Origin of the sequence: Pseudomonas sp. R9.37 (assembly GCF_963878885.1) — a bacterium.
In the GTDB taxonomy this organism is placed as follows: Bacteria; Pseudomonadota; Gammaproteobacteria; order Pseudomonadales; family Pseudomonadaceae; genus Aquipseudomonas.
Genome location: NZ_CAWNZA010000012.1, coordinates 19,144 through 42,372, shown reverse-complemented (window position 1 = coordinate 42,372; position 23,229 = coordinate 19,144). Strand labels below are relative to the sequence as shown.

The window sequence follows — 23,229 nt, the reverse complement described above, 5'->3', positions numbered from 1 at the left end:
CCAATGAGCGTCACGGCTGAAATAGAAGCAATCATGGCATCACCGGACACCAGCGATTGGCTGAAAAATGCACTCACGTCAGCATTAAAGCGCGACTGCAACAACGCAGTGGGGGATGCCGAATTCTTGTTTCACGTCCTTGAGCGGCATACCATCGAGATACTGGAAGCCGCTCGCACAACGTTGAACCTGCGCCCTGATCTTGACCAATACAGTAGTGCTGACTTGGGCCTATCCGCCCAGGGCATCAGTCGATAGGAAAATGACTATGGAGCACGCAAAATTGAAAGTTTTGGATATGGAGCAGCTCCTGCAAAAGAGGATTGAGCTTTACAGCGATTGCTCTCCTGAGCAGCGGGCGGTGATTGATCTGCATTTTCGTAAAAAGCGGATGGAACGCGCAAAAACTGAAGCCCTAGTTTGGTCGATTTGGCTTGCATGTGCCGTGTTGGTCGCAACCATCGTTTGGGCATCATATGTTCGGTTTTGTCCGCGCGGTGCAGAGGAACAATTCTATTCGGCCGCATGCAAGCTTTCAGACGCCGATATGCCCCGGACAGTGCTTGCCGAGTGTGCGGCGCGGAATATCAATTAGGAACCCAATTATGCTGACTGAAAAAACGCAGGAGCCAACCCCGGCGCTGACCATTAGCGTGCCGGGTCACGTCATCGCCTTGGTGCAGAAGTCCCACGAACTTAACCGACTGTGGCAAGCCGCCTCGGACGGCTCGCCCGAATCGCTGGGCTTGCGTAGGCAACTGGAAAGGACGCAGGAAACGATGGCGGTATGGTTGGAACATGCGGTGGAGCGGCAAAAGAAGGCCGCAGCGAGCGAGTGAGCCCGCGTTACCCACAAAGAACTGACCAGAAACGCGTAGCAGCTGAGCTAGATAGTCCAGTGGGCTGCGCCGAGTAGAAGGGTAAGCGTACCAGGTACACCCAGGAAAAAATTGCTGCACACCCAGGCCCGCTCATGCGGGCTTTTTTGTTGCCCCAAACAAATTCAGTATTAATAATTTAATAATATGGTTATTATTCTTACTATTATTATTAAAGGAGGTTCGATATGGATAGCAGTGTTAGCAAGGAAATTCGTGATCGCATCTGGATGGCTGCTGACTTTCTCTACGACCAAGCCGGCCGAGGTGAAGCAAGGCCCACGGTTGACGCTGTGCGGCGTCAGGCTAAGGCCAACATGAATGACGTATCTCTGGTGATGAAGGACTGGCGTGAAGCCCAAAAGGCTACCGTCAAGTCGGTAGCTATTGAGGTGCCCGAGCCTCTAGCTGTTATGAGTGTTCAAGCGCTGGGAGCGCTTTGGCAGACGGCTCAGGACCATGCCAATGAGTCGCTGCGTGCGGCGCAGGCAGGTTGGGACATGGAGCGCTTGGAGGCCGCAGCGCTCACACAGCAGATCAGTCAAGCGTTTGATGAGCAGGCGGTTACTCTGGAAACGGTCGAAAGCAATAACGACCGCTTGGCAGAAGCGAATCGCGACCAGGTGCAGCAGATCGAGAGCCTACAAGCTAAAGTGCGAGAGCTTACAAATCAGCTTTCCGCAGCAGTTCACGACGCAAGCCAGGCGAATGTGCGTGCAAGTGAAATCGAAAGTAGAGCCAATGAATTGCGCAAGGAGCTGGACCACGCCCATGCCCTGGCCGAGCGCGTCCAGGTACAGGCCGAGCGCGACCGCGCCGAGCAACAGGGGCGGTTTGAGGGTCTCAAGATTGAGCTTGATGACGCGCGGCAAGCTCATGCAATGGAGCTTGGAAAGTTGCAGGAGCGGCTTGATGGGTTGGCAAGGGATCGGGATGACGCGCGCGAAGAGCGCGACGTGGTGCGCCGCGAAGGACAGGCAGAGCGTCAGGCTCGCACCGCCGAAATCAGCAAGTTACAGGAGCGAATCGACAAGATTACCCAAGATCGCGACGACGCCCGGGCTGATTGCGTTGCAGCTAGAGCGGAATCAAGAGAGGCGAGGGAGGGTGCTGCGAATCTTGCAGGGCAGCTTGAGGCATTGAAAGCCAGCGCATCTACTGCCGGAAAACCACCTATGCAATAAGTGTATTGAGCGGTTTTAGTAATAAGGGCTGTCAAATAAACCTTATTTTGCGCATAAAGAGTGGCTAGAATGAAACCAACGATGATTTGAAGGTCGGAGGACGTAGCCCTATTTTGGTGCTACGCGCTTTTTACAGTTATCGCAATAATAGCGATTAACGGAGTGATGAATGAAGCAGCGCCTACTTGTGATGAACGGACAAAAGCTCGTTCAGGATGAGAAAGCGCCTGGTAAATGGGAAACCGTAAATGTGGATAAAGCCGGAGCGTTGAAGCCGGCCATTTACAATATTTACCTGTCCCAGCAGGCCGACAAAACGGCGACACATAGTGGTGTGATTTTGCACGCAGACAGGGAGAGTGTTTACCAGCAGAGTGGACGCGATTTTGTACAGCATAAACGTGCGGATTTCGATAAAGTACCTGAAATTGGTAGCGCAAAAACCATCACCTACAGTTCCGAATCAGGTCGTGCAAAGGTGGATACCCCAACACAAGCGCAGAGTCGGGGGGTCAAGCGCTAATTTTAGCCGCTAAAATTGGAGTGTCCCTATGAGTGCCGATAACGATAAAAAGCTCAAGCCTATAAAGGTTCAGCCTGATGTTTCAGCTAAGTCCGTTGCAACGGTAATTTCAGAAGGTGACACCCTGCACGCGGCCGCTGAGGACGCCCATAGCGAGCAACAAGCGTTGTTGGAAGCATCCCCTCTGGCGTCCCAATACGCCGCCGCCTTGGCGGCACATGTCGAAGCCAAGCATGACCAGGTAGAGCGCATTGAGGATCGCTTGGAAGGTGTCATTGAGCAGCAGGAGGCGAAGCTTCATCAGATTGAAGCGAAGCAGCCAGGGATTTTATCAATGCCAAGCACTAGGGCAAATTGGCAAAGTCAGGTGCAGCAGCAACAGGCGCTTTTACAGCGTCTTCATGGGCGCCTAGAAGGTGTTCGCGAAATCAAAGAAGGTATGGGGCTGCACGGTCCTCGCGTCGAAGAATTGGCAGCCCGAAAGCTGCGTCATGATGAGCCAGAACTGGCGGAGGGTTGGGACGACATGCGCGCGGCTCAGCGTGCCCATGAAGCGCTGATGCGTAAGCAGGATCAGGAAAAGCGGATTAAGCTTGAGCGTGAGCAATCTGCGGGGCAGGGGCGGGGGCAAGCGCAGTCACTCAACCTAAGTCGTTCGGTCGTGTGATGCTGCGGGGCAAAACCAGCCATAAAAAAACCGGCTCCGCCGGTTTTTTTATGCGTGGCGGCCTATTATATCGCTGACCACGCTACCAAGAGGGCTGCGGTTAGTGTCATAACGGTTGCAGCGATATTAAGGCTGATCCATTTTCGCGCAGACTGTGCGGGGGCTTCTGTTTTGCGCAGGGCGTTTTCAAACTCTGCGCGCATGGACTTCGCAACGTCATCCAAGCTTTCTTTCATCAGGCTTGCCATTGCCTCCTTGCTGGCCGCTAGTGACGCGTTCAGTATGCGTTCCGCCTTTTCTTTCGCGTCATTCCCCCATTGGTAGGCGATCCCTTCCAGCTCGCTTTTGAACTGTTCAAGCAGTTCCTCTTGCCCCTTGGTCATCTGTGCCAGCAGGTGCTTATTCATAGTGTGCTGGCACATCATCGGATCGTTTAGGTCGACAGAAATGCCGTGGACGCGATGTATTTCTTGCCGAAGGCTTTCCAGGTCGTCGCTCATTACAGAATCCCCGCAGTCTCCAGCTGGTCAAACAATTGGGTCCGAATCAGTTTTAAGCGCTGACGGTTCATGACCGTCAGGCTAGCGTCTGCAAGTGCTTCCTCAAAGGTTTGGCGGTCTTGGAGCATCTTGCTCAGATCCTGGCCAAACGTATCGGGGTCTAGGTTCGGAATATTGATGATGGCGTTGATTCGTGCCTTGTTCTCTATGTACGCCTTCATTTTTTCGAACGGCTTACCTTCGTACTCGATAGGTCCCCAAAACGGGTTGAGCCAGACAAAAAAATCAGCTTCTTGCGGGAACTGGCTCACCAGTTGGCCTAGGCCCGAGAGTGTATCAATCAAGGATTGCCCACCAGTCACCACCGTGTGAATGATGAGTTCGTGCCCCATTTCTTTAATCAGTGCCGGCACCTGGTTACTGATCAAATAATGCGACAGAGGCACAAAAGATGAAGCGCCGTTATCAATGATAATGTCGCACTGAGTGGTTGAGATGGTCTGAATCAAGTCGTCAAAGTTGCGAGGGTTGATTTGTTTCTGGGCGTTCATGAGTTCCAGGCGCTCTACGTTCAGCGCCTTGTAGCCCGCAAATGTCGCGTTCACCGGGTCGGTGTCAATGCACCGTACCTCTCGGTTCTTGAAAGCGTAAAACTGCGCCATATCGGCGCAGCCTTTGGATTTACCTACGCCGCCTTTGCCTTGGAGCATCACATGGATTTTTGCCATTAAATAAGAGCCTTTTTGTCAGGATTTGCATTGAAGATGAATCCGGCCGGAGCCTGCGGGGCGGCAGGGGGTGGTGCCGGAGCGCGTGGCGTTGCCGGCGCTATCTGTTTGATTTTATTTGGCTGACTCATGGGGTGATCAGCCACAGCCGAAATCTTCTGATTCGCACCTTGTTTGGGTGCCAGAATTAGGCTGTTTACGTAGTTGCGAAAAGCCTGGTAGCTGAATTTCACCTTCCCTTCATCGTGAAGCGTTTCCCATATCGTTTTGACCGGCCATCGGTCATCAAGGGCTTGAATTATCTCGCCCTTCAAAGCGAGAAAAGCCCCGCGATTCTGTGCCCCTACGGTGGCTTTCTTATCGCGCATCCGGTCAGCGATTCGCTCTGACAGATTCTTAGCCATGATCTTTGCGCGTTCCTCTGGCAGTCATACGCCGTTGTTTTACCGTCATTCTGCCGTTGCTATCGGGCGTACACCCTTGTTTTACCGTGCTTCGCGCTCGATTGCGAGCGAAAAACGCCGCTTATATCGAAAACAATGGTACAGGAACGGCCTAGTGCATGGTATTGTTTTGGAGTATCAACGGCGATAAGCCGGGCAAGATAGGTGAAGTAGGCCCACCCGTTCCGGGCGGCTCCTACTTCACTACCCCTTATTCGCACTTCGTGCTCAACGGGGCATCTTGCTCTGCGAGGCGCCGGCTACCGCCGACAGAAGCGAGAGGCAAATGCCAGATCAAGAGCCGACAAATCAAAAGCCCGTTACGCGGAAAGACAGCCCACCCTTGAAGGTGTACTGCCTCCCAAGCGAGCGCGAAAAAATCAAAGCCAACGCGAGTGCGGTCGGCCTGCCCATGTCCAGCTACTTGCTGAACGTCGGGATCGGGTACGAGATAAAAAGCACCTTGGATAGCAAACTGGTAGGTGACCTGGTGAAAGTGAATGCCGACCTCGGCCGCTTGGGCGGACTGCTCAAGCTGTGGCTTACGGACGACAAGAAGCTGGCCATTGGAGGTAGAAACCTCACCGAAGGCGCTGTGCGCGCACTGCTAAAGCGCATTGAAGATACGCAAGCCGAGATGTTTGAAGCGGTCAAAAAATTATGATTTTTTTAGCCGCTAAAATTTGGCTGGGCTTTTCGTGATAGCCCGTCATGTGCCAATGAAGGAGGCGAAGCTAAGCAGCTTTGCTGGCTTGGCTAAATACATCACCAGCTCGCAAGAAAAGCAGGAGCGTGTGGGGGAAGTCCGGTTAACGAACTTCCAAAGCGAATCGCTAGATTGGGCCGTCACAGAGGCGCTGCATGTGCAGCAAAGAAATCAGCGTGCCGAAGGTGACAAGACGTACCACTTGCTTATCTCGTTTGCACCTGGCGAGCAGCCTTCGGCAGAAGTTCTGCGCGACGTAGAAAATCGTATTTGCGCAGCTATCGGTTTTGGCGAGCATCAGCGCATAAGCGCTGTTCATCACGACACCGACAACCTGCACATCCATATCGCGATTAACAAGATTCACCCGGAGCATCACACGATCCATGAGCCTTATCGTGCTTATAAAACGATGGGCGATATGGCTTCAGTTCTAGAGCGCGAACACGGGTTGCAGATCACAAATCACACCAGCAAAAAGCGCGGCAGTGAGAATCGTGCTGACGATATGGAGCAGCACGCAGGAATCGAAAGCATGCTTGGCTGGATCAAGCGCGAATGCGTTGACCAGCTAACAAAGGCGCAGTCTTGGGGTGACTTGCATGAGGTGCTGCGCAAAAACGGGCTTGAACTGAAAGAGCGCGGCAACGGCTTAGTTATTACGGATGGCCGGGGGGTTGGGGTAAAAGCCAGCTCAGTATCCAGAAACCTTTCAAAACCCAGTCTCGAAAAGCGACTCGGCGCTTTTGAAGGTGACGCCAAAAGGAAGGTTTCTGCAAAGCGTTGTGCTACCCGTGGTCCAGGTTCTAGCAATCAAAAGTCGCCCCCTGTCATTCCTGTTGGTGGAAAGCCGCCTGCGGTGAGGCGGGGAAACCTCAGCAGTTTGTCGCAACTGGGGCAAATGGAAGGTGGGCCAGGCAAGAGATATGAGGGGCGCCCAATTCATAGCGCGGGAGGTTCCGCGACCACTGAGCTTTATGCGCGCTACAAGGCCGAGCAGGGCATTCAAATTCATGCGCGTGCAAGTGAGTGGGGAGCATCCAAGAAGCGCAAGGAAAGAGCTGTAGAGGCCGCTAAGCGTACAGGTCGCCTCAAGCGTACAGCTATAAAAATGCTTAGCGGCCCAGGCGTTAACAAGAAGCTTCTATACGCGATGGTAAGCAAAGCGCTGCATGCTGACATTCAAAAGGCTAACGCTGAGCATTTGGCCGAGCGGCAATCTATCCACGGCAAGTATTCCAAAAAGGCTTGGGCTGACTGGCTTCAAGCCAAAGCAAAGGACGGCGATCAGGCCGCGCTTAAAGCCTTGCGCGGTCGAAAGGCTACAAAGCCTCGCAGCGGGGACTCTGTCGCCGGTAGCGGCCCTGTGAAGCGTTCCAGTGCTATGCCCTTGAAGGTGGATAGCGTTACCAAAGATGGAACGGTAATTCACCGTTTTGGTAATTCCGCAATTCGTGATGATGGTGACGCGTTCCAAGTCGCGCGTGGCTCTGGCCGTGCGGGGTTGGAGGCGGTTTTGCGTATGGCAGTCTTCCGCTACGGCCAGAACATCGCCGTCAACGGTAGTGAAGAATTTAAAGAGAGGATTGCCCATGTTGCGGCAACCTCAAACCTCAATATCACCTTCAAGGATGCTGCGATTGAAGCGCGGCGATTGGAGTTGGTGCGTTTAACAAGTAAGGAGAACGGAAATGTCCGACCAAGAAAACCAAACCCAAACAGATCTGAGCGACGAGGAACAACTGGCGGCGACGATGGCCGCCCTGGAGCAGAGCGTGGCCGAGGAACCACCGGAACCCGAGTTCGACGAGGACCAGGACAAACCAATAAGTCCGGTGTTGGAGGCATTGGAGGAAAACCGCCGTCCGTGTCCGGGAACAGTCTGCGAGAGCTGCCCGAACTCGGTGTGGTTCGTAAGTCCGACAGACGTAAAGTGCTATTGCCGCGTGATGTTTCTCATCACATGCAGCACGAAGGAGCCGTCACTACTGACAGCCTGCGACGGGGTGTTTCTGGGGCAGGAGGAAGACTAAACAAGGTCGCGCGTGGCCCTGGTGCGAGCAACAAGCCAGGTGTTATTCCGGTAGGTGGGAAGCCACCAGCCATGCTTCGTGGGCGGTTGCAGTCCATGTCGAAGATTCGCGAGTTGCCTATAGATCGACCCGTGAGCAAGCCTAGTGTGCCGTTTCCAGTAGCGCCTAAAGCCACTCCCGAGAAAGTAAGCCCTGCACTGCCGCTGTCAGCAGCGGATAAATACGTCGCGGAGCGCGCCTCAAAACGGGCTAAAGGATTCGATATACCGAATCACAGACGCTATACTGAGGCGGATAAAGGAGCTGTTTTGTTCGCGGGGACGCGACAAGTGGAAGGAGAAACCTTGGCTCTTTTGAAGCGAGACGAAGAAATCATTGTGTTGCCAGTCGATGCGGCTACCGCCCGCCGCATCAAGCGCTACTCGCTGGGGGACGCAGTAACTTTGAACGGCAAGGGCGTAGTCACGAAGAAAGGAAGGAGCAGATGAGCAAAGCCACTATTGCGGTAGGGCCGCAGACGAAACGCAAGAAGGCAGGGGGAAGCAAGGTGGTGCCAGCGCTCGGCGTGGCCAGCCTTGTTGCCGCATCGTCGGCAGCGACCCAGTTTTTTGCATTCAAGTTCGATTATCAAGCGGTTTTAGGTGCCCACTACAATCATATGTACGCACCTTGGGCGATTTACGACTGGTGGTACAAATGGTACGGCGTTTATCCCGAGCAACTGATCGCTGCCGGGAGCGTTGGCACGCTCGTAGCCGCTGCGGGGTTGATCGTCACGGCATCCGCAAGAGTAATCTCTGCCAACTCATCGAAAGCGAACGAGCATCTTCATGGTTCGGCACGGTGGGCTGAAAAAAAAGACATCGAAAACGCAAGCCTTTTGGGTAACGACGGGCGCGATGGCGGTGTTTATGTTGGAGCTTGGCGCGACAAGGCTGGCAAGCTTCATTATCTGCGACACAACGGCCCTGAACACGTCCTATGTTACGCACCCACCCGTTCGGGTAAGGGTGTTGGCCTAGTTGTGCCGACCCTTCTGTCCTGGCCTCACAGCGCGGTTATCACCGACCTGAAAGGTGAGCTATGGGCTATGACTGCCGGGTGGCGTAAGAAGTACGCCGGTAACAAGGTTATTCGTTTCGAGCCTGCCAGGCTCACCGGCTGTGCGTACTGGAACCCTCTTGACGAAATCCGTCTTGAGACTGAATACGAAGTTGGTGACGTACAAAACCTGGCGACATTGATTGTGGACCCGGACGGTAAGGGGCTTGAATCACACTGGCAAAAAACATCGCAAGCCCTTCTGGTCGGCATGATCCTGCACGTTCTGTACAAGGCGAAGCACGAAGGTACGCCGGCTACGCTTCCCTACGTCGATACCATGCTTGCCGACCCCAACCGGGGTGTAGGGGAGCTTTGGATGGAAATGACGCAGTACAGTCACGTCAATGGTGAGAACCATCCTGTTGTCGGTTCTGCTGGGCGCGACATGATGGACAGGCCCGAGGAAGAAGCTGGCTCGGTACTGTCTACTGCGAAATCTTACCTATCCCTTTATCGCGACCCAGTTGTTGCGCGGAACGTCAGTAAATCGCAGTGGCGCATCAAAGACCTGATGAACCACGACGACCCCGTTAGCCTGTACATCGTCACTGAGCCCAACGATAAAGCCCGGTTACGGCCGTTGGTGCGCATCTTAACGAACATGATTGTTCGCTTGCTGGCAGACAAAATGGAGTTTGAGCGAGTCAAGGCTGAGATGCCGTTTTGGAGACGAGTTCTGGACCGGATTGGATTCAAGCAACAAGCTTTGTCCTACGTCCGGTCGAAGAAAAACTACAAGCACCGATTGCTTGGCATGATTGACGAATTCCCAAGTCTTGGGAAATTGGAAATCCTGCAAGAGTCGCTGGCTTTCGTTGCTGGTTACGGGATCAAGTTCTATTTGATTTGTCAGGACATTAACCAGCTTAAAAGTCGCGAAACCGGCTACGGCCCTGACGAGACGATTTCGTCCAACTGTCACGTCCAGAACGCCTATCCGCCAAACCGGATCGAAACAGCGCAACACCTTTCCAAACTGACCGGCGTTACCACTGTGGTGAAGGAGCAAATCACTACCAGCGGTAAGCGAGCGGGCATTTTCATGGGGCAAGTCTCCAGGACAATGCAGGAAGTACAGCGACCGCTGTTGACCGATGATGAGTGCTTGCGCATGCCAGGCCCTAGAAAGGACTCAGAAGGTCAAATTACCGAGGCCGGAGATATGGTTGTGTACGTCGCCGGCTTCCCGGCGATTTACGGCGAGCAACCTTTGTACTTCCAAGACCCTACGTTCACCGCTCGCGCTGCCGTCGATGAGCCGAAGGATACAGACCGACTGCGCCTGCAAACCGAACCCTCGGTTAAAGAGGCCATTGCCATATGAATATGGGCAAGGGCGTTCGGATCGCCGCAGGCATTACGCTGGTAGTGAGCATCACTGCCGGCGTAGTTGCCGGTGGCATCTACGCGGCAGGTGGTCGCATCAACACCAGTAAAAGCTTGGAGCTTGGCTTGTACTGGATCACTGACGAGCCGATCGCCAAAGGCGCGTACGTGATGTTTTGCCCCCCGGAGGGGCAAGTCTTTTTTGAAGCTCGGGAACGGGGCTATATCGACGCCGGTTTCTGCCCTGGAAACTTCGGCCATCTGATGAAGAAAATTTTAGCGGCTAAAGGCGACACCATCGCCGTCACCGCGCAAGGCGTGACAGTGAATGACCAGGTGCTGCCCTACAGCAAGCCGATAGCCACTGACGGAGTGGGTAGGCCACTGCCGTTACTTTCATCGGAGCGCTACACCTTGGGTGACTCGGAGGTACTACCTATGTCCGACCGAAGCCCCACATCTTTCGACGGCCGCTACTTTGGGCCTATTACTCGCAGCCAAATCACATCGGTGATTCGGCCTGTACTGACTTGGAAAGGACAATAACGCTATGCGTCTATTCATCGCTGAAAAACCATCTGTAGCAAAGGCTATCGCAGCTGAGCTTGGGCAGACGGGCAAAGGGAAGGGCTTCATCGAGTGCGGTTCTGACATCGTGACCTGGTTTTTTGGCCACATGCTGGAACAAGCAGACCCGGACACCTACACCGCATCGGACGCGCCGCGGGCAGAGAATGGCAAGAAAATTTGGCGCACAGAAGACCTGCCGATCATTCCCAAGACGTGGCAATACAACGCGCGCGAAGACGCTCAGGAACAATTGGATATTGTTGCCAAGTTGTACGCGAAGGCTGACCAAATCGTTCATGCCGGTGACCCGGACAGGGAAGGGCAACTGCTTGTCGATCAGCCGGTTCGAATGCTGTTTGGCAACAACAAGCCAATTCTGCGCTACTGGTGCAGCGCTCTTGACTCTGTGTCGGTGCGCCGTGGCCTGGACTCGCTCAAGGACAACAGCGCCTATGCAGGCTTCGCAGATGCCGCAGAAGCTCGCGGCCGTGCTGACTGGCTCATCGGTATGAACCTCAGTCGAGCATTCACGCTGCGCGCTATACGAGGCGGTTCACGAGCCTTGTTGACAGTCGGTCGTGTTCAAACTCCGACCTTGAACTTGGTAGTTATGCGTGACCGTCTAATCGAAGGCTTCAAGCCTATCCCGTTCCATGGGGTTCGCGGCGCCTTCAAACATGAAGGCGGGCAGTTCCTGGCTGACTGGAAACCGGGCGAAGATCAAGAAGGTCTGGACGAAGAAGGTCGTTTGACCAATACGGCTGTAGCTGATGCCCTGGTCAAAAAACTGACTGGCCAAGACAGCAAAATTACAAGCTACAAACAAGAGCCAAAAACCAAGCAGCAGCCCAAGTCGCTTTCGCTCACAGACGTGACTGTTCTGGCGTCCAGGCACTTCGGTTACAGCGCCGCTACAGTGTTGGCTACCTGTCAGTCGCTGTATGAAACCCACAAGATTACGTCCTACCCACGTACTGATTGTGCTTACTTGCCAGAGTCGCAGTTTGCAGATGCACCGGCCATCCTGGAGGCGCTGAAAAGCGTTGTTCCTGAGCTGGAAAGCTTGATTGATGGTGCAAATCCAAAAATCAAGTCCAAGACCTGGAACGACGCCAAGGTTACGGCGCACCACGGCATCATTCCGACCGTCCAAGTGGTTGATGCGTCAAAGCTTAGCCCCGAAGAAAAGGCTATTCACAACATCATCGTTCGTTATTACTTGGCCCAGTTCTACCCAGTTCATGAGTACCTGAAAACCACTGTTGAGCTTGACGTTGCTGGCGAATATTTTTCTGCCCACGGCAACGTGGTTACGAAAAACGGTTGGCAGGATGCGTTCGGTATTGATGCGTCGAGCGATTCCGAAGATGGCGAGAGCGACGGCGAAGACGTCGGCTCGCAAAGCCTTCCTAGCATGAAAACCGGCGATCAAGTTACCTGCCTCAAGGCACTTCGCCGCGACTCAAAGACTAAACCTCCGGGTCGATTCACCGAAGGTTCGTTGACTCAGGCCATGGAAAACATCCACAAATACGTCGATGACAAAGAACACAAGAAAATGCTTCGGGATGGTGACGGTATCGGCACGTCCGCAACTCGATCTTCCATCATCGAAGAATTGAAGCGCCGTAACTTCCTCGAAGACAAAGGCAAAGCTCTTGTAAGTACCGAGCTGGGTCGCAGCATGATGGACGCTTTACCCGAGGTCGTGAAAAGCCCTGTGCTGACAGCTATCTACGAACGCATGTTGCTGGCCATTGAACAGGGCGGCGGAGATATGCAGGCGTTCATGGAAAAGCAGGAAACCTTGATTCGCGAACAGGTGGCGAAGGCCAACCAAGGCTCCGTGAAAATTGCTGGTGCCAAGCAGGCGCCGAAAGTCTCTACGGTTCATTTTTGCACCCAGTGTAAAAAGGGGTTGATCCGTCGCGACGGCAAAAAAACCAACACTCATTTTTGGGCGTGTAGTGGCTACCCCGAATGTACGGCCAGCTTTCCCGACTTCAAGGGCACACCAAACCTCAAAAAAGTGAATATTGGTAAACCCGCAGCGGCGAAGGGGGCGTAGCCGTGAATAATTATTTGATCGCAGCTCTAGTTGTTATGGCGATTCCTTACGCGCTCCTGATCCCCTTTACTCGACAAATGCGTAAAGAGGCTGAAATCGAGCGCGAATCTTATCGCTCACAACTCAAGTACCTCACTGACGCTTGCCAACAGGCTCAGCTGTTCCAGTCCGAAGTTACCCATGTGTTGCAACATTGCACGGGTGGGATAGTTAAGCGGCTAAACGAAAGCAGCCAAATCGTTCATTCAATTCAGAGCAGCGCACCGGAACTGTTCCAAAAAAACAGCAGTTTGTTGTACTGCCTTCACGCAAACGACCAGTTTCTGGCACGTCTTTATTCAGTCGCAGGGGACTGCCTTGAAAGTGACGTTGCACCGCAAGATGAGCAGACGCGCGGTGCGGTCTTTATTGACGCATACGAAAGTGCTGGCCTCGCAGTTCCCCCATTCGCAACCCACCAGGTGAGAGCTAAATCATGACTAACGTACACACCGCTCTGGATGAAAAACTTGCTGATGTGATGGTGCCTGGTTTTGAAGCCGAGTTTGATCCAAATGAAGCAGACCACGCTGGCAGTTTTCGCGAGGATGCTTTGTGCATTGACGATGCGGCCGACAGCAGCAGCGATCAGTAATGGAGGCGACGAGCCATGACGCTATCTGTCGATGATGCCAAAGCACTCGTAATCGAGTTTTGCGCTACTTACCCAGTAGCCGCCAAAGTTCGCTACAAAATCAGAGCAAACCAGGAGGATCTTTATGGACCGCAAGCCACAAGAGAAGCCGTCGGAAGAATCATCGGTGCATTTCGTCCCGGAATCGGACAAGCAGAGTTCCCTGCCTCCAATTTTCGTGACGCGCAAGAGTTTAAAGGAACTCTTAGGCACGAGATCCTTGGACACTTTGGGATCAATACCTTCAACCCCGTCGAAAAACGAGCAGTCCTAGACGGAATCATTGAAGCCCGCAACGAACCAGGTATGGCTGACCTTTGGGCCGAAGTTGCGCAGCTTTATCCAGAGGCAGACGACTCGCTAAAAGCCGAGGAAGTGTTTGCCTTTGCTTGCGAAGCCATCGAGCCGCAGACGCGCGGCAACGTCATTGACGGCAACGAATCATTCCGTGAAACCTGCATCGAGCGTTCCCGCCCGATGCAGATCCGCGACTTAATCAACGTCACCACCATGGTTGCAGAAGGTATGCGTGACCTAAGCCGGTCACAGCAAAATTTCCCTGCAACAGACTATGCCCAGTTCAAGCGAGAAGAAACGATGGAAAATCTTGAGGGTCAAGGGGGACAAGAAATTGCGCCTCAGAATACTGGCGTGACAAAAAAACCGTTTCATGAAGCCGTAGCAGAAAAACTGATCCAGCAGTTAAAGCAGGGCACCGCGCCTTGGCAAAAGCCTTGGCAGGCTGGCGACGGCGGTGGGTTGATGCCTTTCAACCCAATCACCGGCAAACGATACAAAGGTATCAACGCCATTCAGCTACTGTCCCAAGGTCGCGATGATCAACGCTGGTTGACGTTCAAGCAGGCTCAAGCGGTAGATGCCCAAGTTCGCAAAGGCGAGAAAAGCACACCCATCCAGTATTGGAAGTTTGAAGAAGAACAGACAAAGCGGGATGAGAACAACAAGCCCGTCCTGGACGCAAAAGGCAACCCAGTGAAAGTGCGTGTTCGACTGGAGCGTCCAAAGATGTTCATGGCCAACGTATTCAATGCGGAGCAGATTGATGGCTTGCCGGCGTATCAAAAACCTGTCCAAACCTGGAGTGCGATAGAGCGCGCAGAAAAGATCCTGCAAGCGTCCGGTGCCGATATTCGTCATGGTGGCGACCAAGCTTTCTACAGACTGTCAACCGACCATATCCAGATGCCAGAAAAGGCACAGTTTGCAAGCGCTGAGAAATACTACGCGGTCACCCTGCATGAGCTTGGCCACTGGACAGGCAAAGCCTCGCGTCTTGATCGCGATTTGTCGCATCCGTTCGGGTCGGAAGGGTACGCCAAAGAGGAATTGCGAGCTGAAATCGCAAGCATGATCCTCGGTGACGAGCTGGGCATTGGGCACGACCCTGAGCAGCACGCTTCTTACGTGCAGTCGTGGATTAAAGTTCTGCAGAACGATCCTCTCGAAATTTTCCGCGCGGCCTCTGATGCAGAAAAAATCCAAACATTCGTTCTCGGGCTGGAGCAGCAGCAGATCCAGACGCAAGAGAGTGCGCAACAGCAAGCAACCCCTATCATGGCCGAGCAGTCACCTCAGGCCGAACGAATCGAGCAGGCGGTAAGCATGCAGATCCCGGCCGTACAACCGAACATTCAGGCGGAAGAATGGGCTTTACGTGCGATCAAGCGCGTAGACGACCTCGACGAAGTAGTTCGATGTATGACTGACAATCAGTTGAAGGTGTTTAGCGAGGTGCTGGACACCATGCAAGACTTGGGTAACAGCAACGAATTTTGGGCGCGACGCGAAGATGCGATGGAGGCCATGCTTAATGACGTGGATGCCGTTGCAGAGCAAATCTACAACGCGAGAGAGGTCGTTGCTGATGAGCAACACCGCCGTATTGATGTTGCAGCGCGTGACCAGGTGCAGGACGCCGTTCTCATCGAGGCAGAGCCGTTACCTGTGCTTGCCCCAGATGAGCAGATGGTGGCCACTGCCTTGCGCAATGTTCGCAGTGAATCGGAACCAGAGCTAAAAGCAAGTTTTGGTCGTCTGCTAGAAGTTGTAAGTGCGCAAGCAATGGGCTATGGATTACCTGGTACATGGTCCGGCGAAATTAAAGTTGCTGGAATCATTACAGAACCAGGCGAGGAAGAAGTCCGCGTGGTTCAAGATGGCGAGGTGCCGGAGTTCTACGGCTTGTACGCGGTTGACCAGCTAGGTAACACCATATGGCTCGCGGACTATTCCACCAAAGAAGAAGCGGAAGCTCAAGCAGACCGGCTCGCTGCAATCAACAGCAATGCACAAGTCGTAGAGCCAGTCGCCTTGCACATGAACCAAAGCGAACAGGGTAGTTCACGCGACCAGGTTGAATACGATCCTGACCTGGTACTGGAAATGATGCGAACTGAGGCTTCTATTGCGGAGCTGGCTGCGCTGATAGACCAGCGCCGAGAAGAAGGAAACCATCAAGCGGTTGTGTTCTTGACAACTGGAAACCCTATCGAGGGCAACCTCAATGAACACCTCTATTTACTAAAAGAGCTTCGCAGTAAAGCGGGTTTGGGTGATTACGATACCCTGCGCTTTGAGGGTGATGTGCGCGAGGGTGATCGCCAGGTAGATGCTCGTGATTGGTACGACCATGAGCAGGAGCTTATGCAGGAGGGCGACCCCGAAGAATACGAAAAAACTAACTTCGGCCGTATGCCTGAAGACGGGGAGCAATGGACATTTGATAGTAAAGGGCAGCACGTAATCTTTGTTGCGCGGGTTCAACAAGAGCAGTCGCAAAACCAAGCTACCCAAGCCAGCCAAGCTCCCGTAACGGACAGAACCTATATGCAGGTCCCGTTCAAGGAGAAAGAGCAGGCGCGGGAACTCGGCGCTAAGTGGGACCGTCAAGAACGATCCTGGTACATCCCGGCCAGCTTGGACAAAGCCGCATTTGCCCACTGGCTCAATCCCGCACCTAAAGTAGAACCCACGGAGCAGCAGCAAGCAGTCTCAGAGGCGCCACAGGCGGCGCCTTCCGCTAAAGCCTCCCGCGAGTACCTTGCAGTACCTTACGGCGAAAGAGAGGCTGCTAAGGCCGCAGGTGCCGCATGGGACAAGGTGGCAAAGTCCTGGTACGCAGGCCCAAATAGCGATGCGGCAGCACTAGCCCGTTGGAAGCCTGAAAAGGTCGGCAACGAGCAGTCGCCGGCAATGGATGTTCGTGAAGAGTTCAAGGAGGCTATGGAAGCGGTAGGGCTGATTCCTGGGGGAAAACTAGACCATCCCATCATGGATGGGAAAAAACATCGTGTACCGGTCATTGGTGGCAGAAAAGGCGCAACAGATGGGTTCTACGTTGCCCATTTGGACGGGCACCCCGCAGGTGTTTTGATCAACAACAAGACCGGCATTGATATGAAGTGGAAAAGCAAAGGCTATTCCCTCACCGACGAGCAGAAGGCGGTGCTGAAAGCAGAAGCCGCAAACAAGCTCCAAGCCCGGGATGCGGAGCAGTTGAAGACACATGAAACTGTGGCGGAAAAAGTCACTCGCAACATGGAAAAGCTGGTGCCGTTGGTGGACCGCACGCCGTACATGATTGCTAAAGGAATTGAGCCTTCACCTGGCGTCTTAACCGACAATTCCGGCAAGGAAATGGTGATTCCTGCTATGGACGAAAACGGCAAGGTATGGACGGCCCAATACATCCAAAAAGACGGTACAAAGCGCTTTGCAAAAGACGGACGCAAAGAGGGATGCTTTCACCCATTGGGTGGGATGGATGGCCTGGCAGCAGCTCCCGCGATTGTCATTGGTGAAGGGTACGCAACAGTAAGTAGTGCGGGATCAACTCTTGGGTATGCAACCGTATCTGCCTTCGACTCAGGCAACTTACTCGCTGTGGCAACGGCGCTACACGCAAGGTTTCCGGATAAGCCGATCATCATTCTTGGTGACGACGATAAGCACCAGGTGATGACCCACGGCACAAATGCCGGACGAACTAAAGCCATTGAGGCAGCTAAGGCAGTAGGGGGCAAAGCGATTTTCCCTACCTTCGCACCAGGGGAGGTCGAGTACCCCGACACACTGCCTGCGATCACGCCGCAGGCGTACCGAAAGCATTTACAAGCGGCAGGGGAACTGAAAGCTTTGATTAGCGCTGATGGTCCTTCGGCTGGAGACCCAGCCCTGTCCGAGCTTGCAGGAGCATTGAAGGCAGACATGCTCAGCGATGCGCAACTGGCCGCGCTGGAGAAAATGAAACGCCTCACTGACTTCAACGACCTTGCAACAAAAAGCTCGCTCGGCCGCGAGGGGTTGGAACGCCAAGTGAAAAACGCAGTAGAAAAAGTCATTGGGCCGCGCGAAACAAAGGTGCAGCAGCCTATCCAAGAGCGCACTCACAGCATCGAGGACGTTCAGAGAACCAAGCGCGCTATTGGCCACTAGACAGCAAACGCAATTCGTCGGGTACATCTTGAGTGGCCCGACTTTTAGAGTGCCAAAGTAACATTAAAAGGAGATTCATATGAGACACGAACTAATTGGTCGCCCTCGGGAAGCTGGTGATCCGGGAGTTGGCAAAATCCCGGAGGTTGGAGCATTGAAGGTTGTGATCCTGAATGGCAGTCGCCAGATTGACCAGGTTGTGCCTGGTGTTGGTGACAACGGCGCTCCCGGCTGGCAAACCCAAAGGGTGCTTTCGGAAAGTGGGCTGCCGAAGGGTATCTACCCGCTGAGTAGCGCGCTCGATGCAGGCAAGAAAGTGCACCCGCAGCAGTTCGGCGGGCAGGTTCTGCACTTTGATGAGAAGAATGTTTACCAGTTCGGGCCGGACAGGGGGGATGGTAAGTTTTCGGTTGTTAAACATGATCGTAAGATTTTTGATCAGGCACTAAACGGGAAGGAACCTGTTGTCGGCAAATTCTACGAGGTGAGTTACGCCCGAGGCGTCGGCAAGGTGAAGGGTGAGGTTTCGCGGGAAGAAGGTGAAAAACTTCAACATCGCAAGGTCAACAAAATATAGCTTTGACTTCGCTAGTACGAGTTAGCGGGTGTTGTAAAAGGCCGGGAAGTCCGGCCTTTTTTTAGCCGCTAAAAAGCCCGAGTAGACCGGAAAAACATCATGGTGCAGCGCGACGAAAGTGAAAAACTGTTGGTGATTGGTGGCCCGTTTGACCGGCAGCGAATGGCCCGTAAGGGAGATGAATTCACCGAAGAAATCGGCTCGAAAAAAAGCCGCTTCTACGGCAAATTCACCTACAACCTTCGCTGGCATCCTCTGCTTAAAGCATTGGTATGGGCGTTGCCACAGAACAAAAGCGTCACTGCCCCAAGTGACGGAATTTGCGAATACTGCGGCGGAGACGGATATCACGCAGTGCCGTGTACTCCCGGTGTGGACTGCGAGCCTTGCAAGGGCACCGGCAAACGCCGATCAGCATAGTGATGCAAAGGGTTAAGAAAAGGTTGCTATGCACCACGGGCCCGCTCATGCGGGCTTCTTTCTGTCTTGGACCGACAGCTCACGCAGCAATATTTTACGCTATACAGTAAATATTTCTATGTTGCAGATGCGGTATAGCGTATAATTTCCTCATTGAAACGAAGACATGAGGATGTTGAAAATGATGTTGAGCGAGCTGGCTGAGGAACTTAAAACTGGAGATATGCGAGTCGTAGTCGCAAGCAAGGACAGCGAAAGCGGGTATGAGGCAGCAGGTTGGATAAAGACCGTCGAGCATGAAGGCGAACTCTGCATATTGATTGATTGACCCACCTGTAACCGCCCGGTTCGCCGGGCCACTCTACCGTTCAAGGAATCCTCCGATGGCTACGTCAGTACCAGTAACAATGTTCTTCGCATACATCAACGGTATGTTCGTCGATTGCTTTGATGCCAAGGGTTCTCGTGGTGCAAGAACCCATGTTAATCGCTTCTACACGACACCTGAGCTTATGACTATTTGTCCCGAAGGTGGCGATCATGAAGCAGCAAAATTAGAGTCGCTGCGCCTGCAAAAAGAAGCCAGGCAGGAGCGCCTTGTCCAGCCGGGCGGGCTTCACAAGAAGCTTATTAGCGATATAGAAGCCGCTGTGAAAACGTCCGAGGTAGCTCATACTTGTGAATGGTTGGTAAGCGAGGGGTACGCATCAGATGAAGCTCACGCACGTGAGCTGGTCAGTTCAGCGTTACGCGTATAGGAGCAATAAACGACCGCTGCACCCCAAGCCCCGGCCCTCAAAAGCCGGGGCAGGGGACGTAGTAAAGGGGCAATTTATGCCCACGGATCGAGCAGGACAGGACTATGAAAAACCGCTATGACGTTGAACCCACGGTGGACGCTATCCGGGATATGGCCGACCAACTGCGCAAGAAAGCCGCAAAGCTGGACGAGCTTGCAAGCGAGATGACGGCGACAGGCAATCTCCATCTTGCCGGTGATGCGGCAAATGTCGTGACCAGCCCGGTAGCATACATGCAATACCTGGTTGACCGCCCGCTGGCTGCCATGGCAGTTCCGCAAGACTGTTGAGGGAAAGAGCTATGAAATTTGTTTGGCCAAGACCCGAGAAATCCAAAGTGTTATTGGCCGCGCTTTGGGGGGCACTGTTGTTTGTGGCCATCTGGTATGGCCTGAGTTTTTTCCCGCACCTCGGCTCAATCCCTACTCCAGCTGGTGGACGGCTTGACCTTGGCATGCTGGGTACAATCCCTGTGTCATTTGCTGCTATTGGTGGAGCGTTGTTAGGTGTTTTTGTAGTGTGCGCACCCACTCCCGTATCCGACCCAACCAATTAACGGAAAACGCAAACAGCTACACCCAACAACCAAGCAAGCCAACTTAGCTTGGCTCGCTGCCAAGATGAATCGGGGATTTTTTGATGACAGATGTACACGGTCTGGTGGCTGGGAGCGTACCCGCCGAGCAGTTCGACCTTTTGCTTGAAGGCACTGACATTCGGGGGGTTAAGGTCTCCGCAGCTCTAAAGCTGCACCTTGTAAACGGCTTAACTCCAAAGGAGGCGTGTGAGCAGACTGGGGCCGACAGGAGCCAGTTTTCGCTACGGCTGAAATCCATTCGGATCGTGAACGACCGGGTTGCCAGGCTTGTTAAATTTTACGCTATAGCGTAAATATCTCTTGATAATGTTGCGCTTTACCGTAAAATACCTCAATGAAACGACTCACTGAGGATGAAGTCCATGATTCACCGTAACGCTCAATTTCTTGCCGTTATCGACAACGATACGAAGGTCGCGATCCTTGATTCCATTGCCGTTCGCAATGGAATCACGGCCGAAGAAGCTTACGCCGAGGTTACAGGGCTGGAAGCCGAAAACCTGCTGGATTACTTGGTTGGATCGGTGCGTGGTGCTACGTCGATTTTGATGCAGCGGCGGGGGATGTAACACATGGGCACACTTCGCGACCGTTACGAAATCTACCTTGAGCAGGCCACTCAGCTGGGATGGAAGGTCAAAACCTTCGACCAGTGGCTGAATTCTTGAGATGTTGATGAAGCCCACCGCGCGTGGGCTAAGTCAGTAGAAGGGATTGTTAATTGGTTGTTAAGGAGTACGGCATGGCTTGGGATCTACTTTGGAATCAAATTCCAGTTGTTGTAATTATGATCGCTGTGATGATTGGAACCTTGTATTGGGCAATAAAGACTGGGCCAAGCGTTCTTTCATTTGCTGGTGTACTGGCAATGGAAGTTGTTTTTGGGGTGGTTATTGCCGCTATTTATAATCTTATTACGACCGGGCGCCTATAAGGCTTGTGTTTCTGAATTTCGACATTCAAAAATAATTTTGGGGAAGACGATGAATAAGTTAGTTGTTTCAACATTGGTTGTCGCGTTGCTATCCGGTTGCGCTGTTGTGCAAAACGACGATGGGTCCATTAAGAAGTCTGCTATGTACGGAGGTGGTGCAGCCATCCTTGGCGCTGCCGCAGGCGCTTTTATGGGGGAGGGGAAGGGCGCACTGATTGGTGCCGCAGTAGCCGGTACTGCTGCCGCTGCCTACGGACATTACGTAGATAACCAAGAGGCCGAACTGCGCAATAGCATGGCCGGCTCCGGGGTCCAGGTTGAAAGGGAAGGGGACCAGCTAAAATTGGTTATGCCCGGTGCAATCACGTTTGCCACTGGTAAGGCTGATATTACCCCAACCTTTTATCAGACCCTCAGCCAGCTCTCAGGCAACTTCAAGCAATTCAAGGATAATGACCTGGTGGTAACTGGCTACACCGATTCGGTGGGTGCAGCACAAGCCAACCAGGTACTCAGTTCTCGGCGGGCTGACAGTGTTGCTCAATACCTCCGATCCAATGGTGTCGATAGCTCGCGCATTCGCGCTGTAGGGGCTGGTTCAGCTAACCCTGTGGCGTCCAATGCAACCGCTGAGGGGCGTTCGCAGAATCGTCGTGTTGAAATCAAATTGATTCCCCATCCAGGAACAGCGCAGTGATCAAATTAAAATCGTTGTGGATGGGGCACACCACGGAGTTGGAACATGAGTGATAAACCTAAATCTGGTCAAAAAAGTGACTTGCCGGTAACGGTTAACTCGGAACTCAAAGGGCGTGCGCTATTTGATGATGAAGGAGGTTCGTTGTCTTCGCATACGCGCGAAGTGCTTAAAGACCGTGTTAACCCATTCCCCCTAAAGCTGGACGGCAAGCTATTTGGCCACGCAATAATTGTCGGCGGTGGATCAGCCGGACCAATGCCTGATTCACACTATCAACGAGTGAGTACGTGGGCCTTAGCCCTCAATGGCCGTGACTTCGCATCCCTTACTCCGCTTGAGTTGAACCAGTTTCGCGCATTGCGTGCTGTTGGCCGCAAATTCGGCCTGGTAGTTGACGTTGAGGTAATCCATGACGACGAAGTTATCCAGGCCGAGCTAGCAGCCGCTTCTCCTGAGCAGCAAGAAGACATTTACAGACGGCTCAAGACCGAAATTGCTGTGCGTTGGGCCATGCTGGATAAGGAATTCAAGGCGCCGGATTTTAGCGGCTAAAATCTCGAAAATGCCAAAGGATAAGCACTCATGATGCCAAGTGATCCTACGTTGTTGATCAATTCTATTTCTTCATTGATGAATAAGTACCCGCTGCCATTTTTAATGGCCTGCATATTCGTTATGGCGTTGTTATTTTCGGGTTGTTTTTACGCAGTCGCAATGGGTCTTTTAAATAGACGCATACGAAAGATGCGGATTATGGAAAGTACCATGGCGCCTGTAGTTGCGGAGCATGAATCAATCGAGAACATTCCTGTTAAGCAGGATGTTGTCAATATTGATTTAATTGCGCCGGCTATTTTCCAGTACATGAATTGCCGTATGTTTGAGTTGATTCTGAAAGCAATCTTCGATGCTGCGCACTCAGTAGGTTGGCGGTTTGAGTACACCAAAGAAGAACATGAAATTGGAACATTCGAGCGTTTTCACATAGCGTCGGTCATTTATCCTGCCTATAAACTATATATAACTCCTGGCTTACGTATTACAGACCCGGATACATTAGAGCGCTGGAATAGGGAGTCGATGGAGGACGGTTGGTCAGCGTCTTGGTTGGATCATACGCTTGAAGCGTTGCGAGCTTTAGGCATTCGGCCTGTACCTCGCCATCCGGTTGAACTCAATTCTGTTCAAGCGAGTAACAAAGATGGCGAAAACTGATAAATATTCAGTCCAGTGGAGGTGCTACAACCCCACCCAGGACGGATGCTGCACCCATGCGGTGGAACCACACACAGACACTGCGTTGTGTGGTGTTGTCACTGTTGATACTGCGGGGCAGACGCTT

Annotated in this window: 27 protein-coding genes; 24 read left to right on the top strand and 3 right to left on the bottom strand. The window is 53.0% G+C overall.

Features of this window, described 5'->3' with window-relative positions; all coding sequences use genetic code 11:
• Positions 1-3 precede the first annotated feature (3 nt).
• The 6 genes from AACU78_RS10465 (at position 4) to AACU78_RS10440 (ending at position 3,252) form a co-directional block, all read left to right on the top strand.
• Positions 4-258 carry a hypothetical protein gene (locus tag AACU78_RS10465; protein WP_106580427.1) on the top strand — a complete coding sequence of 85 codons (255 nt, stop codon included), beginning with the start codon at positions 4-6 and terminating at the stop codon, positions 256-258.
• Between the two features lie 10 nt (positions 259-268).
• Positions 269-595, top strand: a complete 327-nt coding sequence (locus tag AACU78_RS10460; protein WP_106580426.1) for a hypothetical protein — start codon at positions 269-271, stop codon at positions 593-595.
• 10 nt (positions 596-605) lie between these two features.
• Complete coding sequence (locus AACU78_RS10455; protein ID WP_106580425.1) at positions 606-839, top strand: hypothetical protein; 234 nt, start codon at positions 606-608, stop codon at positions 837-839.
• A 227-nt stretch (positions 840-1,066) separates the two neighbouring features.
• On the top strand, positions 1,067-2,062 hold the full coding sequence (locus AACU78_RS10450; protein ID WP_106580424.1) for a DNA-binding protein: 996 nt from the start codon (positions 1,067-1,069) through the stop codon (positions 2,060-2,062).
• 169 nt (positions 2,063-2,231) lie between these two features.
• Entirely contained in the window at positions 2,232-2,585 is a 354-nt protein-coding gene (locus AACU78_RS10445) for a KfrB domain-containing protein (RefSeq protein ID WP_106580423.1), read from the top strand.
• A gap of 28 nt (positions 2,586-2,613) precedes the next feature.
• Positions 2,614-3,252, top strand: coding sequence for an IncP plasmid survival protein KfrC family protein (locus AACU78_RS10440; protein WP_106580422.1), 639 nt, complete (start codon positions 2,614-2,616; stop codon positions 3,250-3,252).
• 65 nt (positions 3,253-3,317) lie between these two features.
• Here AACU78_RS10440 and AACU78_RS10435 read toward each other — a convergent pair whose 3' ends face one another.
• From AACU78_RS10435 to AACU78_RS10425, 3 genes are read right to left on the bottom strand one after another with little or no spacing between them, the layout of a single operon-like run.
• Positions 3,318-3,752: a conjugal transfer protein TraM gene (locus tag AACU78_RS10435; RefSeq protein ID WP_106580421.1), complete on the bottom strand. Its 435-nt coding sequence runs from the start codon at positions 3,750-3,752 to the stop codon at positions 3,318-3,320.
• Positions 3,752-4,480 carry a nucleotide-binding protein gene (locus AACU78_RS10430; protein WP_106580420.1) on the bottom strand — a complete coding sequence of 243 codons (729 nt, stop codon included), beginning with the start codon at positions 4,478-4,480 and terminating at the stop codon, positions 3,752-3,754. Before AACU78_RS10430 ends, AACU78_RS10435 begins: the two co-directional genes overlap by 1 nt.
• Positions 4,480-4,884 carry a TraK family protein gene (locus AACU78_RS10425; RefSeq protein WP_106580419.1) on the bottom strand — a complete coding sequence of 135 codons (405 nt, stop codon included), beginning with the start codon at positions 4,882-4,884 and terminating at the stop codon, positions 4,480-4,482. Before AACU78_RS10425 ends, AACU78_RS10430 begins: the two co-directional genes overlap by 1 nt.
• Before the next feature lie 325 nt (positions 4,885-5,209).
• On the opposite strand from AACU78_RS10425, the gene traJ reads away from it, so the two are divergent.
• From traJ to AACU78_RS10340, 18 genes are all read left to right on the top strand, one after another.
• Positions 5,210-5,587 (top strand): conjugal transfer transcriptional regulator TraJ, encoded by a 378-nt coding sequence (gene traJ / locus AACU78_RS10420; protein WP_106580418.1) that lies wholly within the window; start codon positions 5,210-5,212, stop codon positions 5,585-5,587.
• A gap of 34 nt (positions 5,588-5,621) precedes the next feature.
• Complete coding sequence (traI, locus tag AACU78_RS10415; RefSeq protein ID WP_106580459.1) at positions 5,622-8,150, top strand: TraI/MobA(P) family conjugative relaxase; 2,529 nt, start codon at positions 5,622-5,624, stop codon at positions 8,148-8,150.
• Complete coding sequence (locus AACU78_RS10410) at positions 8,147-10,090, top strand: type IV secretory system conjugative DNA transfer family protein (RefSeq protein WP_106580417.1); 1,944 nt, start codon at positions 8,147-8,149, stop codon at positions 10,088-10,090. Before traI ends, AACU78_RS10410 begins: the two co-directional genes overlap by 4 nt.
• A complete protein-coding gene (gene traF / locus AACU78_RS10405; protein ID WP_256587067.1) occupies positions 10,087-10,638 on the top strand; it encodes a conjugative transfer signal peptidase TraF in 552 nt (183 codons plus the stop codon). Before AACU78_RS10410 ends, traF begins: the two co-directional genes overlap by 4 nt.
• A 4-nt stretch (positions 10,639-10,642) precedes the next feature.
• Positions 10,643-12,730 carry a DNA topoisomerase 3 gene (locus tag AACU78_RS10400; protein WP_106580416.1) on the top strand — a complete coding sequence of 696 codons (2,088 nt, stop codon included), beginning with the start codon at positions 10,643-10,645 and terminating at the stop codon, positions 12,728-12,730.
• Between the two features lie 2 nt (positions 12,731-12,732).
• Entirely contained in the window at positions 12,733-13,209 is a 477-nt protein-coding gene (locus AACU78_RS10395) for a hypothetical protein (RefSeq protein ID WP_106580415.1), read from the top strand.
• Entirely contained in the window at positions 13,206-13,364 is a 159-nt protein-coding gene (locus AACU78_RS10390) for a hypothetical protein (RefSeq protein WP_158266167.1), read from the top strand. The genes AACU78_RS10395 and AACU78_RS10390 overlap by 4 nt, the downstream gene beginning before the upstream one ends.
• Before the next feature lie 15 nt (positions 13,365-13,379).
• Complete coding sequence (locus tag AACU78_RS10385) at positions 13,380-17,858, top strand: zincin-like metallopeptidase domain-containing protein (RefSeq protein WP_256587066.1); 4,479 nt, start codon at positions 13,380-13,382, stop codon at positions 17,856-17,858.
• 79 nt (positions 17,859-17,937) lie between these two features.
• Positions 17,938-18,435 carry a KfrB domain-containing protein gene (locus AACU78_RS10380; protein ID WP_106580414.1) on the top strand — a complete coding sequence of 166 codons (498 nt, stop codon included), beginning with the start codon at positions 17,938-17,940 and terminating at the stop codon, positions 18,433-18,435.
• Between the two features lie 99 nt (positions 18,436-18,534).
• Entirely contained in the window at positions 18,535-18,855 is a 321-nt protein-coding gene (locus tag AACU78_RS10375) for a hypothetical protein (RefSeq protein ID WP_106580413.1), read from the top strand.
• Between the two features lie 383 nt (positions 18,856-19,238).
• Complete coding sequence (locus AACU78_RS10370) at positions 19,239-19,613, top strand: hypothetical protein (protein WP_146151480.1); 375 nt, start codon at positions 19,239-19,241, stop codon at positions 19,611-19,613.
• A gap of 104 nt (positions 19,614-19,717) precedes the next feature.
• On the top strand, positions 19,718-19,945 hold the full coding sequence (locus tag AACU78_RS10365) for a hypothetical protein (protein WP_106580411.1): 228 nt from the start codon (positions 19,718-19,720) through the stop codon (positions 19,943-19,945).
• A gap of 349 nt (positions 19,946-20,294) precedes the next feature.
• Positions 20,295-20,546, top strand: a complete 252-nt coding sequence (locus AACU78_RS30055) for a PapB/FocB family fimbrial expression transcriptional regulator (protein WP_106580410.1) — start codon at positions 20,295-20,297, stop codon at positions 20,544-20,546.
• 69 nt (positions 20,547-20,615) lie between these two features.
• The gene (locus tag AACU78_RS10360) at positions 20,616-20,822 is read left to right on the top strand and encodes a hypothetical protein (RefSeq protein ID WP_106580457.1); all 207 of its coding nucleotides are present in this window, start codon (positions 20,616-20,618) and stop codon (positions 20,820-20,822) included.
• Positions 20,823-20,995: 173 nt separating this feature from the next.
• Entirely contained in the window at positions 20,996-21,187 is a 192-nt protein-coding gene (locus AACU78_RS10355; protein ID WP_106580409.1) for a hypothetical protein, read from the top strand.
• A gap of 49 nt (positions 21,188-21,236) precedes the next feature.
• Positions 21,237-21,884, top strand: coding sequence for an OmpA family protein (locus tag AACU78_RS10350; protein ID WP_106580408.1), 648 nt, complete (start codon positions 21,237-21,239; stop codon positions 21,882-21,884).
• A 45-nt stretch (positions 21,885-21,929) separates the two neighbouring features.
• Positions 21,930-22,439, top strand: a complete 510-nt coding sequence (locus AACU78_RS10345) for a hypothetical protein (protein WP_106580407.1) — start codon at positions 21,930-21,932, stop codon at positions 22,437-22,439.
• Positions 22,440-22,469: 30 nt separating this feature from the next.
• Positions 22,470-23,102: a hypothetical protein gene (locus AACU78_RS10340; protein WP_106580406.1), complete on the top strand. Its 633-nt coding sequence runs from the start codon at positions 22,470-22,472 to the stop codon at positions 23,100-23,102.
• The last annotated feature ends 127 nt before the right edge of the window (positions 23,103-23,229 follow it).

Excerpts from the sequence above, each read along its gene's own strand:
- AACU78_RS10465 (WP_106580427.1), top strand. The coding sequence starts at position 4 with ATGAGCGTCACGGCTGAAATAGAAGCAATCATGGCATCACCGGACACC.
- AACU78_RS10460 (WP_106580426.1), top strand. The coding sequence starts at position 269 with ATGGAGCACGCAAAATTGAAAGTTTTGGATATGGAGCAGCTCCTGCAA.
- AACU78_RS10455 (WP_106580425.1), top strand. The coding sequence starts at position 606 with ATGCTGACTGAAAAAACGCAGGAGCCAACCCCGGCGCTGACCATTAGC.
- AACU78_RS10450 (WP_106580424.1), top strand. The coding sequence starts at position 1,067 with ATGGATAGCAGTGTTAGCAAGGAAATTCGTGATCGCATCTGGATGGCT.
- AACU78_RS10445 (WP_106580423.1), top strand. The coding sequence starts at position 2,232 with ATGAAGCAGCGCCTACTTGTGATGAACGGACAAAAGCTCGTTCAGGAT.
- AACU78_RS10440 (WP_106580422.1), top strand. The coding sequence starts at position 2,614 with ATGAGTGCCGATAACGATAAAAAGCTCAAGCCTATAAAGGTTCAGCCT.
- AACU78_RS10435 (WP_106580421.1), bottom strand. The coding sequence starts at position 3,752 with ATGAGCGACGACCTGGAAAGCCTTCGGCAAGAAATACATCGCGTCCAC.
- AACU78_RS10430 (WP_106580420.1), bottom strand. The coding sequence starts at position 4,480 with ATGGCAAAAATCCATGTGATGCTCCAAGGCAAAGGCGGCGTAGGTAAA.
- AACU78_RS10425 (WP_106580419.1), bottom strand. The coding sequence starts at position 4,884 with ATGGCTAAGAATCTGTCAGAGCGAATCGCTGACCGGATGCGCGATAAG.
- traJ (WP_106580418.1), top strand. The coding sequence starts at position 5,210 with ATGCCAGATCAAGAGCCGACAAATCAAAAGCCCGTTACGCGGAAAGAC.
- AACU78_RS10410 (WP_106580417.1), top strand. The coding sequence starts at position 8,147 with ATGAGCAAAGCCACTATTGCGGTAGGGCCGCAGACGAAACGCAAGAAG.
- traF (WP_256587067.1), top strand. The coding sequence starts at position 10,087 with ATGAATATGGGCAAGGGCGTTCGGATCGCCGCAGGCATTACGCTGGTA.
- AACU78_RS10400 (WP_106580416.1), top strand. The coding sequence starts at position 10,643 with ATGCGTCTATTCATCGCTGAAAAACCATCTGTAGCAAAGGCTATCGCA.
- AACU78_RS10390 (WP_158266167.1), top strand. The coding sequence starts at position 13,206 with ATGACTAACGTACACACCGCTCTGGATGAAAAACTTGCTGATGTGATG.
- AACU78_RS10385 (WP_256587066.1), top strand. The coding sequence starts at position 13,380 with ATGACGCTATCTGTCGATGATGCCAAAGCACTCGTAATCGAGTTTTGC.
- AACU78_RS10380 (WP_106580414.1), top strand. The coding sequence starts at position 17,938 with ATGAGACACGAACTAATTGGTCGCCCTCGGGAAGCTGGTGATCCGGGA.
- AACU78_RS10375 (WP_106580413.1), top strand. The coding sequence starts at position 18,535 with ATGGTGCAGCGCGACGAAAGTGAAAAACTGTTGGTGATTGGTGGCCCG.
- AACU78_RS10370 (WP_146151480.1), top strand. The coding sequence starts at position 19,239 with ATGGCTACGTCAGTACCAGTAACAATGTTCTTCGCATACATCAACGGT.
- AACU78_RS10365 (WP_106580411.1), top strand. The coding sequence starts at position 19,718 with ATGAAAAACCGCTATGACGTTGAACCCACGGTGGACGCTATCCGGGAT.
- AACU78_RS30055 (WP_106580410.1), top strand. The coding sequence starts at position 20,295 with ATGACAGATGTACACGGTCTGGTGGCTGGGAGCGTACCCGCCGAGCAG.
- AACU78_RS10360 (WP_106580457.1), top strand. The coding sequence starts at position 20,616 with ATGATTCACCGTAACGCTCAATTTCTTGCCGTTATCGACAACGATACG.
- AACU78_RS10355 (WP_106580409.1), top strand. The coding sequence starts at position 20,996 with ATGGCTTGGGATCTACTTTGGAATCAAATTCCAGTTGTTGTAATTATG.
- AACU78_RS10350 (WP_106580408.1), top strand. The coding sequence starts at position 21,237 with ATGAATAAGTTAGTTGTTTCAACATTGGTTGTCGCGTTGCTATCCGGT.
- AACU78_RS10345 (WP_106580407.1), top strand. The coding sequence starts at position 21,930 with ATGAGTGATAAACCTAAATCTGGTCAAAAAAGTGACTTGCCGGTAACG.
- AACU78_RS10340 (WP_106580406.1), top strand. The coding sequence starts at position 22,470 with ATGATGCCAAGTGATCCTACGTTGTTGATCAATTCTATTTCTTCATTG.